Source organism: Mucilaginibacter sp. dw_454 (assembly GCF_018449775.1).
In the GTDB taxonomy this organism is placed as follows: Bacteria; Bacteroidota; Bacteroidia; order Sphingobacteriales; family Sphingobacteriaceae; genus Mucilaginibacter.
Window position 1 is genome coordinate 249,158 of the sequence record NZ_JAAVVB010000004.1, and the last position, 15,511, is coordinate 264,668.

A 15,511-nucleotide genomic window follows, 5' to 3' on the forward strand; every position below is an offset into this window, starting at 1 on the left:
TTGGTATATTAAAGTGTGATGGTTTTACCCAGGTAGTAATCAATAATTTTGCTTCTGAAAATAACAGCGTACCGGGCCTCGATCATATCATTTTCTGATTTATTAAAGTTGGTAACCGCGGTGTTATAATCTAACGAGTTTACCAGGCCCACATCATAACGTTGCTTGGTAACATTCAGCGCGTCTTTGTTAGCTGCATAAGTTTGTTGTGCCGATTGATATTGTTTCTCGGCAGCCGACAGATCTAAAACGGCCTGTATAATAGTTTTACTTAAATTATTTTTAGAGATCTGCGTATTTAGCTGCGCGTTCTGATAATTTAATTGAGCCTTACGCACACCGGTGCGGGTATTAAATTTATTAAAGATCGGGATTTGGATATTCAAACCAATGCTCTGGTTAAAGTTATCCCTGATCTGGTTAAAGGCCGAGTATGGTGCATAAACAGGAGAATTAGGAACAACCACCGCCTGGCTTGTGGCCTGCACAATACCGATTAGTTGGGCGATATCGTTCTCGCCTACTACGTGTGTAGTTAGTTGATTTGAATAACTTGATGAGGCGCCGCCAAATAAGGTGACAGTTGGATAGTAATAACCTTTGGCTATCGAGATAGCCTGCTCATATGTTTTTTGTTGTAGCTCAGCCAGTAATACATCGGGGTTAACGGTTAGTGCGGTTTTTACAACATCGTTAGGGTCATAGGCTGTTTTAACATCGTTTAGTTTGCTTACGTCCGGGCGCTCGATGGTGATCGGCGCGTATGGGTCCATCTCCATATATTGTTTCAATATCAGGATAGAGAGATCCAACTGGTTCTGTGCTGTTGTTAAATTTAACGTAGCGGTTGATACCTGCGCTTTTGCCTGCGATAGATCGGCCAGGGTTTGGTTGCCTACCTTAAAGCTGATGTTTGATTTTTCTAAAGTTTGATTGGCTAAATCTATTTGCTGTTTTGCCGCAGTAACCAGGTCCTGGTTGGTCAATATCTGCAGGTAATCTGTAACTACATTCAGGATCAGGTCGTTCTTGATTTTTGAAGTTTGGCCCTTATCAACATCCAGCAATAGTTTATTCTGGATAATCTGGTTACGCAGTTGCCCGCCTTGATAAAGTGTAAAATCCAACTGGGCGCTACCATTGATGTTTAACGAAGTTGACGAGGTATAACTAAACACACCCGCAACCTGGCTGCGGCCAAAATTATAGCCGCCGTTTGTAGTAGCGTTTAAGCTTGGCAGCATGTTATTTTTTGCCTGCTGATAATCGGCAATACCCAACTGCTCGTTAACTTGCGCCTGCTTAATGGTAAGGTTATTGGCTATCGTACGGTCGACCGCAATTTGCAGGGTGATTTTTTCCTGGGCATTTGCTTTCAGGCTACTCATTGCCAAAAACAACAGGCAACACATACTTATTCGTCCTAAAATATCTTTTATCATAAACTTTATCCGTACAATAGTTTGAGATGTAGGTATTAGATATTAGATTTGGTTTCCTGATTATCCAGTCCCTAAAATCTATCATCAATTAACTAACAATAAATGTACCTGGTAAAAACACCCTGGCTTCTTAAAAAGCTGTATCCCCTATTAACCTGGGATACAGGCCGTGCCGACCGTGTCATTTATTTGACGTTTGACGATGGACCCATACCCATTGTTACACCATTCGTATTAAATATTTTAAAGCAATACAATGCCAAGGCTACTTTTTTTTGTATAGGTGATAACGTGCGCAAGCATCCTGAAATATTTGAACAGGTAAAGGCCGATGGACACGCTATAGGCAATCATACGTATAATCATTTAAAAGGTTGGGATACGGACGACTGGACTTACCTGGATAATTTTTTGCTGGCCGATGAAGTTATTGACAGCAAACTTTTCAGGCCGCCACATGGACGAATTAAGCGGTCGCAAACGGCCCTGTTGAAAAAGGCTAAACCCGACTTAAAAGTAGTGATGTGGAATGTTTTGAGCGCCGATTTTGACCCCTCGGTAAAACCAGAGGAATGTCTCAAAAACGTAACCAATAATACCGAAGGTGGCGACATTGTGCTGTTTCATGACAGCCTTAAAGCCTTTGACCGGTTAGAATATGCTTTACCTAAAGCAATGGAATATTGGAGTAAACAGGGCTATACCTTTAGTGCCCTGGCTGCTGAACAACATTAGGATCTTGCTTGCCGTCGTTTTTTACAATGGTATAAACAACAGCGCCAATTACCAGTGCAGCCAGCACAATTAATCCTATCCAGCCTTTGCGTTTATCCTGGCGCATCACCCAAATTAAAAAAGCCACCATTGGGACTACAAATATTATCCAGAAAATTAGTGAGGGTGCACTCATATGTTGGTCTTTTTTTTTTACGTTTTTATCATTTCTCTTTAGCCCCCTCTAAATCTCCTCCGCCATGTGGCGGAGAGACTTTATTAAAAGGCTTTTTTTAAGCCCTCCTTACCGGGGAGGGTTTGGGTGGGGCTGTTTTACATCGGCATCCTTGCCAGCGGCGCTACGCTTTGCGGCGCAAACTCGCCTTTTAAATATTTGTGATAACCGGCAATGGCTATCATACCGGCATTGTCTGTACAATATTGCATTTCGGGTATAAAACAGTTCCAGCCGTACTTATCGCACATGGCTTTGGTGCCTAACCGTAAACCTGTATTTGCCGATACGCCACCTGCCAGTGCAATATCTTTCACACCATAATGTTCAGCGGCCTTTTTCAATTTATTAAGTAGGATGGTCACAATGCGATGCTCAACCGAAGCGCAAATATCATTAATGTTCTCCGCAATAAAATCAGGGTTCTGCGCTACGTTATCACGGATAAAATACAATATCGATGTTTTTAATCCGCTAAAGCTAAAATCAAGACCCGGGATCTGTGGCTCAGGGAATTTATAAGCAGCAGGATTACCCAGACGCGCATTCTTATCAATCAGCGGCCCGCCGGGATAAGGGAGGCCCAATATTTTGCTGGTTTTGTCCATCGCTTCACCCGCCGCATCGTCTAAAGTCTGGCCAACCACTTCCATATCAAAGTAATCCTTTACCAAAACAATCTGGGTATGACCACCAGATACCGTCAGGCACAAAAATGGGAATGAGGGCTTATTATCGCCAATAAAATGAGCCAAAACGTGTGCCTGCATGTGGTTAACCTCAATAAGCGGAATGTTTCTGGCCAGTGCAAAAGCCTTGGCAAATGATACACCTACTAATAAAGAACCTAAAAGTCCGGGGCCGCGTGTAAAAGCTACCGCATCCACGGCATTTTTGCTTACTTTTGCCTTCGCGAGGGCCTGTTGCACAGCCGGAACAATATTCTGTTGATGCACCCTTGAGGCAAGCTCAGGGACCACGCCACCATAAGCTTCGTGGATGGATTGATTGGCAATAACATTGCTCAATACTTTTCCGTCAACACAAACTGATGCAGAGGTATCATCACATGAAGATTCGATGGCTAATATTACGGGCACTTGTATAATGAGTGAATGAGTGAATGAGTGAATGAGTGATTAAATTGGGTATTAAACCAACCTATAATTAAATCATCCAACAAGCTCAAAATTTTATTAATAAAAACTATTCTATTGGATTATTGGTTTTAGCCGACAGACACAAGGTTGAGTCGACAAATCATAATCCAATAACTAAACTGCGAAGTTATTAAAAAAGTACTAAAAATAGCGCTTAGCCTGGTATTGTTCCTGCTGTTGTTGGCGAGCGTATTGGTATTGTTGTTTCAATATAAACCTGTACAAACCTGGGCGGCAAAAAAAGCTACGGCTTATCTTTCTAAAAAGCTGGGTACCGAGGTCAATATCAAGAGCCTGTATATCAAACCTTTCACGGCAGTAGTTTTAGAAGATTTTTATGTTTTAGATAAAAGCCGCGACACGCTGGTGCGTACACCAAAGCTAACTGTTGATTTGAATGGCTTCTCGCTTTTTCACAGCATCAGTGATCGCAAACTTGACTTTAGCTTGATCCAATTGGACAATGGCTCGGCTTATTTAAAAAATCAAATCGACGGCAACACCAACCTACAGTTTATTCTCGACCATCTGAAATCAAAAGATACCACCAAAACCGCCCCCGGTAAACCCTGGACTATGATTTTTGAGAAAACGGTAGTTAATAACTTCCATTTCAGATATAAAGATCTGCGCAAGCATGAAATTGTTAACGGCATAAACTTTGACGACCTGGACGTGCGCAATTTTAGTGTGACGGTAAACAACATGGACCTTAAAAATCACCTTTTTATGGGCGATGTTCGACGCTTAACATTAAGGGAAAAAGGCGGCTTTTACCTCAAAAATTTCACAGCACTAACCACGGTAGACAGCAACCGGATATTGGCTAAACATCTGTTCCTCCAAACACCGCACTCATTGATCCGCAATTATCTGAATATGAGCTTTAAGTCGTTTAAAGACTTTAGCGATTTTACCAGCAAGGTAGATATGGACGGGCATTTTAGTGAATCGCATATCTCATCTACCGACATCGCCTACTTTACCAGCGGACTGGAAAAAATCAGTTTTGAGCTGGGTGTAAACGGCCGCATACAGGGCATTGTAAATAATCTAAAAGCCAATAATTTAACCATAACCGCCGGGCAGGCTACTTTTATTAAGGGTGATTTTAGCTTAAAAGGATTACCGGATTGGGACCATACTTACCTCGACTTAAAGTTTGACCAATTGGCCACCAATAAAAAGGATCTCGATTTTTTATATGGCCATTTCACCGGGGCGCCTAAAGCTGCCGCGCCGGCGTTGCTTGGAAAATTTGGCAACATTAATTTTACCGGTAAGTTTAAAGGTTTACAAAGTAATTTTGCGGTGGCAGGCACATTTAAAACCCAGCTGGGGCGTTTCGATCCGGATATCAAACTAAAAATGAATAAAGCCGGGACACCAAGCTATGGTGGTACCATTAGCGCTTACAATTTTAATTTAGCCGGGTTACTGGACGACAATACTTTTGGCCGTACCACCTTTAAAGCCAACATTAACGGCAGCGGCGACGCATTGAAGAACTTGAACGCCAACATTAGCGCCAATGTAAATTACTTTGATCTGAAAGGTTATAACTACCAAAACATTGCTGTAAACGGAAATTTTGCCGGCAAAAAGATCACCGCTAAACTAAGCATCAACGACAAAAACATTAAGTTTGACGGCAATGGCAGTGTCGATTTAAACCCAACGCTACCGGTTTACAGTGTTGTTGCTAACGTGCATGATGCCAATCTGCATCAATTGAAATTACTGGGCGATACTATCACTATCAGCGCACAACTGAATACTACGTTTTCTGGCAGCAATCTAAAGAATTTTGAAGGCAAGGTACTACTATCACCTATCCGGATCATTGATCCGCGTAATAATTACCTGTTAGATTCGGTCTATTTCTCGGCCAGCGGCAAGGGCGATTCAAGAATCATTGCTTTACGCTCTGACGCTTTGGATGGCAGCATTAAAGGCAGTTATGACCTGGCTACCCTGCCTTCATATTTCAAGACCATCGCCAAAAAATATATTCCTTCTTTACAAACAGATATTGTAACACCGAAGCCTCAAAACTTTGAACTGAGTGTGCAAATCAAGAACCTGGACCCGCTGACTGCTATTTTTCTGCCCGATTTAAAAATACCCGACCAGGGTAATTTTATAGGAAAGTTTAATTCGGCAGATAAGACGGCAACCATCAACGGTTATATAAAAACCATCGACTATAAAAAGATTCTTTTCCATGATTTCATTTTGGACGAGAGTACCAGCGACGACAACCTGAGCCTAAACGTTTCGTTAAAGCGGATTGATTTGAGCAAGGACCTGTTCATCAAGAATATCGACATTACCAATTTTGTAAATAACGACAGCTTAAAATTCAACGTTAAGTTGGCAGACAAAGATGCCACCAACCAGTTAGACCTTTACGGCCTGGTTGAGTTTGGGCGCGACACTACAGCCAAGCTTAAACTGCTGCCATCAGACGTTATCATTGAGCATCAAACATGGCGCTTGCAGGAACAGGTACGCATTCGTTTGCTGGATGGTAAGACACAAATTTCGGGCTTTGAGCTTTCAAACGGCGATCAGGTAGCACGTATCAATGGCTTTATTTCTGATAACGCGGCAGACCAGTTAAAGGTATCCTTCAGTAAATTCAGCATGTCCACACTTAACGAACTCACCAAATCCGCAGCTATTCAATTGCACGGCACGATGGATGGCGATGTAGTTTTAAGTTCGATATTGAAGTCGCCGGGTGTTGATGCGCATTTGAATATTGACACATTTAAGATGAACAACACGCTGGTGGGTAACATTAAAGTGGTATCAAACCTGGATAACGAACGCAGCCGCGCCAACGTGAACGTAAATATCCTAAATCGCGGTTTGGAAACATTAAATATTGGCGGCGCCTATTACCTGGGCAAAGGCACCGAAGACAAACTGGACTTTGATGTAAAAATGACCCAAACCGAGGCCATTATTTTTGAGCCCTTTGTTAAAGATCTCGTATCCGATTTGAAAGGTACGGTATCAACTAACCTCAAGCTCACCGGCTCGCTGTCTAAACCCCAACTAAACGGCGATCTTGCCTTAGATAATACCGGTGTTACGGTAAATTATCTGCAAACGCCCTACACAGTAAGCACTAAGCTTAATGTAGAAAACAGCGTGATCAACATCAATAACATGGTCTTGAAGGACAGCAGAGGCGGTACAGGTACCGCCAATGGCAAGGTTGATCTAAATAACTTGTCGAACCCTACTATCGACGTCGCCTTAAATACTAAAAGCCTAATGGCCTTAAACACTACGTTTAAAGATAATCACCTGTATTTTGGTACTGCCTTTGCTACCGGCGATTTTAGTTTTGTTGGGCCTATTGATAACATGAATATCAATATCAACGCTTCTACACAGGCAGGTACGGTGTTTAACATCCCGCTTAATACCTCAACAACCGTGAGCGATTATGACTTCATTAATTTTGTTAGCCATAAGGATACGGCCGTAACCAAAATAGATCATACCAAAGCTTTTAACGGTGTTACCTTGAATTTGAACTTGAATGTTGATGAAAAAAGCACAGTTAAAATAACTACCGATTACGGTGTAATTCAGGGCAACGGGCAATCAAGAAATCTAAGCTTGCGCATTAACAGCCTGGGCGATTTTGACATGTTTGGCGAGTATACTATCACCACGGGTAAATTCGATTTTACGGCGAAAAACTTTATCAGTAAAAACTTTACCATAAACCAGGGTGGTACCATCCGGTGGACGGGCAACCCAAGCAATGCCCAGATCAATCTAAGCGCTATTTACGAGGTCAGGACGGATACCAAACCATTATATGATGCTGCTGGTTTTCCGAGCCCTAAAGGCTCTACAACAGAACTGGTGCAAGCCGAGTTATTAATTACTAACTCCCTGATCCAACCGGATATTAGCTTCGACTTTAATTTCCCGACAGACCCATCAATTAAGGACGATTTGGCCACCTATTTATCGGATAACAACAACCGTAACCGGCAGGCGCTAAGTGTTATTGTTACCCGCAGTTTTGCTTCGGGCGCTGGTAGCAACAACTTAACTAACCAGGTGTTAGGTACCGCGCAAAACGCTGCCTATGAGTTTGCTTTCAATAAGCTAAGTAACCTCATTGCGCAATCAAATGCTGTCAAAAATCTCGATTTAACTATTAGGTCATTTAATGATGTGAGCGCATCGTTAAAGCTGGCGCATGAGCGTATTATTCTTGACGGAAGCTTATTTAATACCACGGGCAGTAACTCACTGTCCATCAACAGCACACTGTTAAACTCAAACTTCAACACGCTTACTAAAGATTTCCAGGCATCATACCTGATCAGGAAAGACGGCTCGCTGAGCGGCCGTTACTCTTACCGCGTATTAAACAGTAATTTAAATGTGATTGATTTAAATACCGTAGAATATGTAAACGGTGTCGGCCTGGTTTATCAACATGATTTTGATACGTTTGGCGAGTTTTTAAAATATATCTTCACTCGTCGCGGCTCTGGCTCTAAAAAATCGACACCGGCGGCGGCAATACCAACTGTCACACCGATATCAAACGGCAGCAACACACCACCTCCACCCCCAACAACGGTACAGCCTGCTAAAAAAGACGAGGAAGAAGAAAATTAGTGATTACGCATAATGGTGTGATCCATCTTGTCGCGCTTGGTTCTTAAATAAGCCTCGTTATGCGGATTAGCTGCTATCTCGATAGGGATATTCTCTACCACTTCTAAACCGTAGCCAATTAAGCCTGCACGTTTCTTAGGGTTATTGCTCATCAAACGCATTTTGGTTACACCTACGCTTCGCAAAATCTGGGCACCTATACCATAATCGCGCTGATCCATTTTAAAGCCTAATTGGATGTTAGCTTCCACGGTATCAAAGCCATTGTCCTGCAGATTATAGGCTTTTAGTTTATTTACAAGCCCAATGCCCCGGCCTTCCTGGTTCATGTATATAATTACGCCTTTGCCCTCTTTCTGAATCATCTCCATAGCTTTATGCAGCTGTGGGCCGCAATCGCAACGGCAAGAGCCAAAAATATCCCCGGTAACACATGAACTGTGTACCCGCACCAATATCGGCTCGTCAGGCTCCCAGGTGCCTTTAACTAATGCCATATGGTTTTCGCCGGTATTAACCTGCGTATAAGCAATCATTTCAAAGTCGCCCCACTCTGTAGGTAATCTCACTGACACTTCTTTTTGAACAAGTGTCTCGGTATCTAAGCGGTAAGCAATCAGATCTTTTATCGACACTATCTTTAAATCAAAATCTTTAGCTATTTGCAGCAGTTCAGGTAAACGCGCCATGTCGCCATCCTGGGTCATGATCTCGCAGATCACGCCGGCGGGTTCCAGACCGGCCAATACAGCCAGGTCAATAGTAGCCTCGGTATGCCCGGCCCTGCGTAATACACCGCCGTTCTTGGCAATCAGCGGGAAAATATGTCCCGGGCGGCCAAGATCTTCTGGTTTAGTAGCCGGATCAATCAAAGCCAATACCGTTTTTGAACGGTCTGTAGCCGAGATACCTGTAGTACAACCTTCCAGTAAATCAACAGAAACCGTAAAATTAGTCTCATGCGATGTCGTGTTATTGCTCACCATTGGCTCCAACTCCAGCTCGGTAGCGCGTTGCTGTGTTATGGGCGCGCAAACCAGTCCACGGCCGTGGTGTACCATAAAATTGATAACCTCTGGCGTAGCATAATGGGCAGCAACTAAAAAATCACCCTCATTCTCCCTGTCCTCATCATCAACCACAATTATTATTTTCCCGTTTTTTATAGCTTCAATAGCTTCAGGTATAGTGTTTAGCATCTTTTAAATTTTGGTAGCTTATTATTGATATAACGTAGCTTTTAGTAACAAAGTTAACTCATCGCAAAAATATTCTGGTCTTTGCTGTGTAATGTTTAATTAACGCGGCAATTATAGACATTACTGTTATAGCCAATGCCTATTTGCTGCTTAGCTACAACAGCAAATTGGTAATGATAATCGCCAGCCCGCGCAGGGGCTTTAAAGTTGATCTTAAAAGGCTGGTTATTGACAATAACAGCCGGCAGCGGATATTTGTAATAACTGGTTGCCTGCGTTTGATTATTGGTAAAACTTAAAACCAAATAAGCCGATTCGGATTTAAGCTGACTCATTAGCGCAGGTGTTACGCCATTGATAGCAATCTGAAACGTCGACTCATAATTAGCTTCTAAATTGTTTATCGGGCTTAAAAAAACAACATTAATGCTATTAAAAGACGCAAAATGGTTAATAAAAGTTATATAATATTTTTTCCCGTGGGGGATGATGATCTGGCGGCTGGTACTGTCGACTGCTTTGTCAGAAACGTAGGCAACTGCTTTATCCTGGAAGCGCTGCTCTAATTGTGGCAGATAGTTATACTGGGTTTTTTTGTACCAAATGTCGTTCACGGCAAAGGCATCCTGACCCGTATAAAAACTGAAGTAAGACGGCTCATTATACGTGTTATCAAAAACCAACGGATGGCCGGCCGTATGAGCTTTTAAAGTTGACGCCATCAACCGGGGATTTTTATCATTGAAGTTAGAAACCCCAAACCAATTGAAACCAAAGTTTAAGCGCATTACAAGTACCACCAGCAGGTTAAATATTAGCAGGCCATAAGTAAACCGGGTACCGGCTTTTAGCTTTTCAATATATAAATAAGCCAGGCAAAGCATCGGTGGCCAGGCAACGGCTGTCCAATGCACATTGACCATGGCTTTTAAAGATGATGCCAGGAAGAAAATAAATATCCCGACCACGATGTACTTTAAAGTTTTTTGAAACTGATCTTTCGGTCGATACAGGATGCTGAACAGCAACAATATTACCGGGCCTGTCACTGCAGCCTGCTCGCCCAGGTAACTAAGCGTATGTCGAATACCAATACTACCGGATCTGCCGCCGAACTGAAAACGGATAGTAGGGAAATCATGCTGAATTTGCCAGTAAATATGAGGCGCATAAAGTACTAAAGCTACCAGCGTGGTAACGTAGAATGATCGCCTTTTAAACAGCCCCGGGTTAGATATCAGTGTAAGGCCTATTACCAGTATACCGTGATATTTTGAATACAGTAACAACGCAGCCACGACACCTAAAACAGCAGCGTTAATAAAACTATCCTTATTTAAATAGTTGCGGTATATATATAGAAACAGGGTCGCAAAAAAAAGTAAGGGGGTATCGGGAATAGCGAGAAAGGAGTACAGGTTAAGAAACAGCGACGATAGCAGCAGCAGCGCCAGCAATTTCAAATTAAGCTCGCCTTCGGTTTCGCCGGCTATGAGTTTGCAGATGAGGTAAAAGGTACCGCTGCCTAATAGCAAGGGCAGCAAGCGTACACCAATTTCACCGCCTAATACAGATGCGCCAATTCTAATCAGCAGAGCAATCATCGGCGGATGATCAAAATATCCCCAACTCAGGTATTTAGCATAAACCCAATAGTAAGATTCGTCATTTAATAATGTTGTGCCATAAGCCTGCACCAGGTTTATCAACAGCACAAAACCGGCGAGCCATAAAAATTTTCTTTCCAAAAATGGCCGGGTAAGTTGCTTGGCAGGCATGGTTGCTAGGGTTAAGCTTTCTGCTTTTTAAACCGTTTGATCAGGCCCTCAAAAAAACGACGATATATTTCCATATCAAACAGAGCCGAGTCGGTTGCAGCTTTATAGGACAAAAATATCCCGATAGGCGTAATCACAAAGATAGAGATCCACGCCCCCACAATGCCCGACATGCTGCCCTCGTGCGCAGCTTTTTCACCTATAGTTTTAACAATATAAAAGATCAGGAAAAAGACCACTGATATCACCACCGGCAAACCCAAACCACCTTTGCGGATGATGGCACCCATTGGTGCGCCAATCAAAAACAACGCGATACAAGACACTGATAAGGTAAATTTAACCTGGTACTGTGCATACGCGCTCCTAAAGTTTTTCACCATCTGATCCATACCGTCAGAGCGGCTCCTCATCATGTCGTGAACAGAACGCGCTTCGCTTAAGGCATTGGTGATGTAGTTAGACTTGGCCATGTTATCGCCATAGTTCATAACACTGGTATTATATTTTTGATAGGTCTTAAAATTGTCTGATTTTTTAGGAACAGAATAGTATTTGATAAAATTGGTTACCAAGGGCAGGTTAACATTGTCTGCGCTATCAATAGATTTACTGGTAGCTTTCATATAATCTTTTAGCTGCCTGCGGTTCATCATGGGGAAAGCACGACTAAAGCTATTCTCGTCTGTACGGTTAAAGGCCAGGCCTTTTAAATCGAGTTTGGTTTGTTGCGATTTAAAGCGAAACCGGGTAAGGATTTGATGCGGATTAGGATTAAACGCCGAGCCGCCGGGCGATTCTGCATATCGTACACCGTCTTGCATCTCAATAACCAGGTAACGGTTATCATTCGAGCGGTACATACGGCCCGTTTTTGCCTTCAACACATAACCCGGATCATTCGCTAAAGGTTTGGCGTAAACAGTAAGGCCATGCAATGTCTGTCCGTCTTCATCTTTCTTGTCAACGCGTATAGTATAATCAGGGAAGCTATTGCTGAACACCCCCTCCGGCAAAAAGTTAGCCGACTTTTGCTGACGCGCATCATACAATAAAGAATAGTATTTTAGATAGGCCCGGGGCAGCATATAGTCAGAAAAGAAGAAGGCGCCGACACTCAACAGCATCACCACCACAAACATGGGCGCCACGGCACGGGTTAAAGATATCCCTGCCGATTTAATGGCCACCAGTTCATAGTTTTCGCCCAGGCTGCCATAAGTCATGATGGATGATAGCAGTACCGACAGCGGCAGCGCCATAGCCACATTCGTGGCTGATGCGTACACCATCAGTTCGGCAATCACATACCACTCAAAGCCTTTACCTATCAGGTCGTCAATGTATTTCCATAGAAATAGCATCAGCAACACAAACATCACAATCACGAAAGTGACCAGGAATGGGCGTATGAAAGCTCTGAGCAGTAAAAGGTGCAGTTTTTTCACGTTACAAAACTAACGAAAAAAATCACGCTTTATGCGCCAATCACGCTAATAAGGTATCTGATTTGGTTGTCCCATATCAACCTCCGCTCGCCAATAGCGTCTTCGGTTGCAAAGTCGGTAATGCCCAGGGCCACGTCGTTGGTAAGCTCATCCTGCAGTATTTCCATCTCGAAATAGCATTGCGGCTCGTCATCAACCCATTTAAACCGCACTAATTTATTTTCTTTTGCGTTGACTAATTTGGCTACCTGTTGTTCGCCATCCCAGGTAAAGGTATAGATCTGATCTCTGACGTTTACATCATCGGCAAACCACTGCGACAGGCCGTTAGGCTCATTTAAGAAAGTATATAATATACGTGGCGACGATTTTATTTCATACTCAATAGTAAACTTTTTCTTCTCAGACATAGGGTTTATAATTCAGGCTTAAGCCACAATATTAACATTTTTTCTAAAGGAAACGAATTAATCCTATATTTGCAAACCTTTTTTAGGGACCGCTATTATCAAGCGCTAAGCAATCAACCATTTAGCTTTGAAGCCTGATAATAACGTAAGAAAATAAACGGCGGGGTAGCTCAGATGGTTAGAGCGTAGGATTCATATCCACCTAAAGGTGGACGGCAGTTCTTAAATTGAACCATATTCAGAAGCAATTTCTGAAAAACATAAACGGCGGGGTAGCTCAGATGGTTAGAGCGTAGGATTCATAACCCTAAGGTCGGCAGTTCGATCCTGCTCCCCGCTACATTGGCAAGAAGCCACCTTTGGGTGGCTTTTCTTGTTATATTTGAGTATGTATAAAGTGTACATACTATATTCTCCTACGTTCGATAAAATCTATATCGGCTATAGTTCTGATCTAGACAATCGTATGCTGTCGCATAACGAACTGGCTACAAAAGGTCACACTATCAGATATCGGCCATGGCTCATTGCGCATACCGAAGATTTTGAATTCAAAACAAATGCAATAAAAAGAGAGAACTATTTGAAAAGCACACAGGGTCGAAAGCTTGCCTGGGCTATTATGCACGAAAAATTTGGTAACTGAGGTGGTTAGAGCGTAGTATTCATATCCGCCTTAAGGCGGACGGCAGTTCGATCCTGCTCCCCACTACATTGGCAGAAAGCCACTCTTTCGAGTGGCTTTTCTTGTTATATCCACATAGCCAAGGCCTTTTTGTTTTTGTCCGCAGATTGCAAATCTGTTATACTTATATAATCCGGGATGGAACATCCGGACTGACAGGGATTGTTAGTTCTGAATTCGCAAACACATTTAGTCGGTTTAAGGCCTTAATTTTTCATTATATTGGCCACAACAATATTGCATAAAAGCCTGTGATTATAGACAAACTATTTTCAAATTTCGATAATTATCTGCCACTTAATTTAGCGGAAAAGCATGATTTGGCGGGGCGGGTTATCCAACGAAAGATTAAGCGGAGACAATTCATATTACAGGAAAATGATGTTTGCAAGCATTATACCTTTGTGGCCGAAGGTTGTTTCAAAAAGTTCCAGGTGGATGACAGGGGCACAGAACATAACCTGCAGTTTGCTGCCGAGGGCGACTGGATTATGGAGATCGCTAGCTTTTACTTCGAAAAGCCAAGCCGTGTTTATATTGAAGCCATAGAACCATCTGTTATATTCCAAATCTCCCGGCCTGATCTTTATCACCTGTTTACCAATAACCCTAAGTTTGACAGAAATTTCAGGGTTATTGTAGAAAACCGTTTAGTTGAAACAGAGAACAGGGTTTTACAGGCGATCAGTTCAACCGCCGAGGAGCGCTACCTTACTTTCATTAAGCAATACCCACACTTGCTGTCAAGGCTTCCAAACACACAAATTGCCTCATACTTAGGGATTACTCCTGAATTTTTGAGTAAAGTTCGTAAAGATCTCCTCAAAAAATAGGCATTACCCTTAATTTACCTTAAGGGTATTTCTTAAATTACCTTATGTGCTGTTTCAGCTATTAGCGACCATCTTTGTCTCGTCATAAATTAATAATAAAAAAATGAACGAGATACAAAAGCGAAGAGATTTCTTTAACGGCCTGGGTCAAAACTATGCTAAAAACACTTCTGTTGAAGTAGAACCTGTTTTAATGAATGGTATAAGTTGTTATTGGTTTGTACCCAAAAATGAGGTATCTAAAAAAATAATAGTCCACCTTCATGGCGGCGTTTTTGTGGTGGGTTCCATTAAATCGCACGAGAGCATGATCAGTCACTTTTGCGCACAATTACAAACCCGCATATTGTTTGTTGAATATGCGTTGGCACCGGAACATCCATACCCGCATGGTCTAAATGATGTTTTGGGGGTGTATGAAAGATTGCTTTCCGACTTTCCAGATTACGAAATAGTTTTTATGGGCGATAGTGCGGGTGCGGCCCTGACCGTATCTGCCATAGGAAAAATGCAGGATCAAAATATTCAGCTGCCCCAGGGTGTTGTGATGATTTCCCCCTGGATTTATCTTTCGTGTGACAATCCTTCTATGGAAGAAAACAGGACAATAGACCCCATCCTTTCACGTGAATATCTGTTGGCAAATGCCAAACTTTATACTGGCGATACATCTCTTGAAACATCCAGCCCGGAGTACATTAATTTGAATCAATTTCCACCTGTATTGATTATGGTTGGCACCAATGAAATATTATTAGACGACAGCAAAAACTTTTATCTCAATATTAAAGACAAACAAACCAATAGCAAGTTAAGTATTTACAAGAACCAGGTCCATGTGTGGCCGTTAGCTAATGTGCATAGTGAGGCGTCGCAAAAGGCATTAAAGGAAATTGAGACTTTTTTAACGACTTTATATTCATCTACCTCAGGCCTGGATATTTAGAA

Annotated in this window: 12 protein-coding genes and 1 tRNA gene; 6 read left to right on the forward strand and 7 right to left on the reverse strand. The window is 42.4% G+C overall.

What is annotated here, in order from left to right; all coding sequences use genetic code 11:
* Positions 1–8: 8 nt before the first annotated feature.
* Positions 9–1,388, reverse strand: coding sequence for a TolC family protein (locus HB679_RS14500; protein ID WP_214072719.1), 1,380 nt, complete (start codon positions 1,386–1,388; stop codon positions 9–11).
* Between the two features lie 156 nt (positions 1,389–1,544).
* Between HB679_RS14500 and HB679_RS14505 the strand changes: the two genes are divergently transcribed.
* A complete protein-coding gene (locus HB679_RS14505) occupies positions 1,545–2,177 on the forward strand; it encodes a polysaccharide deacetylase family protein (RefSeq protein ID WP_214072720.1) in 633 nt (210 codons plus the stop codon).
* Here HB679_RS14505 and HB679_RS14510 read toward each other — a convergent pair.
* A complete protein-coding gene (locus tag HB679_RS14510) occupies positions 2,149–2,352 on the reverse strand; it encodes a hypothetical protein (RefSeq protein ID WP_214072721.1) in 204 nt (67 codons plus the stop codon). The two genes, HB679_RS14505 and HB679_RS14510, sit on opposite strands and share 29 nt — an antisense overlap.
* A gap of 137 nt (positions 2,353–2,489) precedes the next feature.
* Positions 2,490–3,491, reverse strand: coding sequence for a tRNA (adenosine(37)-N6)-threonylcarbamoyltransferase complex transferase subunit TsaD (gene tsaD / locus HB679_RS14515; RefSeq protein ID WP_214072722.1), 1,002 nt, complete (start codon positions 3,489–3,491; stop codon positions 2,490–2,492).
* Between the two features lie 225 nt (positions 3,492–3,716).
* Between tsaD and HB679_RS14520 the strand changes: the two genes are divergently transcribed.
* The gene (locus tag HB679_RS14520; protein ID WP_214072723.1) at positions 3,717–8,210 is read left to right on the forward strand and encodes a translocation/assembly module TamB domain-containing protein; all 4,494 of its coding nucleotides are present in this window, start codon (positions 3,717–3,719) and stop codon (positions 8,208–8,210) included.
* On the opposite strand, the gene HB679_RS14525 is transcribed toward HB679_RS14520, so the two are convergent.
* The 4 genes from HB679_RS14525 to HB679_RS14540 all read right to left on the reverse strand — a co-directional run bounded on the left by HB679_RS14525 (position 8,207) and on the right by HB679_RS14540 (position 13,045).
* The gene (locus tag HB679_RS14525; RefSeq protein ID WP_214072724.1) at positions 8,207–9,409 is read right to left on the reverse strand and encodes a bifunctional 3,4-dihydroxy-2-butanone-4-phosphate synthase/GTP cyclohydrolase II; all 1,203 of its coding nucleotides are present in this window, start codon (positions 9,407–9,409) and stop codon (positions 8,207–8,209) included. The two genes, HB679_RS14520 and HB679_RS14525, sit on opposite strands and share 4 nt — an antisense overlap.
* Before the next feature lie 95 nt (positions 9,410–9,504).
* Complete coding sequence (locus HB679_RS14530; protein ID WP_214072725.1) at positions 9,505–11,187, reverse strand: glycosyltransferase family 39 protein; 1,683 nt, start codon at positions 11,185–11,187, stop codon at positions 9,505–9,507.
* An 11-nt stretch (positions 11,188–11,198) separates the two neighbouring features.
* On the reverse strand, positions 11,199–12,635 hold the full coding sequence (locus tag HB679_RS14535; protein ID WP_214072726.1) for an LptF/LptG family permease: 1,437 nt from the start codon (positions 12,633–12,635) through the stop codon (positions 11,199–11,201).
* Between the two features lie 29 nt (positions 12,636–12,664).
* On the reverse strand, positions 12,665–13,045 hold the full coding sequence (locus HB679_RS14540; protein ID WP_214072727.1) for an START-like domain-containing protein: 381 nt from the start codon (positions 13,043–13,045) through the stop codon (positions 12,665–12,667).
* Between the two features lie 266 nt (positions 13,046–13,311).
* Between HB679_RS14540 and HB679_RS14545 the strand changes: the two genes are divergently transcribed.
* The 4 genes from HB679_RS14545 to HB679_RS14560 all read left to right on the forward strand — a co-directional run bounded on the left by HB679_RS14545 (position 13,312) and on the right by HB679_RS14560 (position 15,509).
* Positions 13,312–13,385, forward strand: a tRNA-Met gene (locus HB679_RS14545).
* A gap of 48 nt (positions 13,386–13,433) precedes the next feature.
* The gene (locus tag HB679_RS14550) at positions 13,434–13,691 is read left to right on the forward strand and encodes a GIY-YIG nuclease family protein (RefSeq protein WP_214072728.1); all 258 of its coding nucleotides are present in this window, start codon (positions 13,434–13,436) and stop codon (positions 13,689–13,691) included.
* Positions 13,692–13,981: 290 nt separating this feature from the next.
* Positions 13,982–14,563 (forward strand): cyclic nucleotide-binding domain-containing protein, encoded by a 582-nt coding sequence (locus HB679_RS14555; protein WP_214072729.1) that lies wholly within the window; start codon positions 13,982–13,984, stop codon positions 14,561–14,563.
* 103 nt (positions 14,564–14,666) lie between these two features.
* Positions 14,667–15,509 (forward strand): alpha/beta hydrolase, encoded by an 843-nt coding sequence (locus tag HB679_RS14560; RefSeq protein WP_214072730.1) that lies wholly within the window; start codon positions 14,667–14,669, stop codon positions 15,507–15,509.
* Positions 15,510–15,511 lie beyond the last annotated feature (2 nt).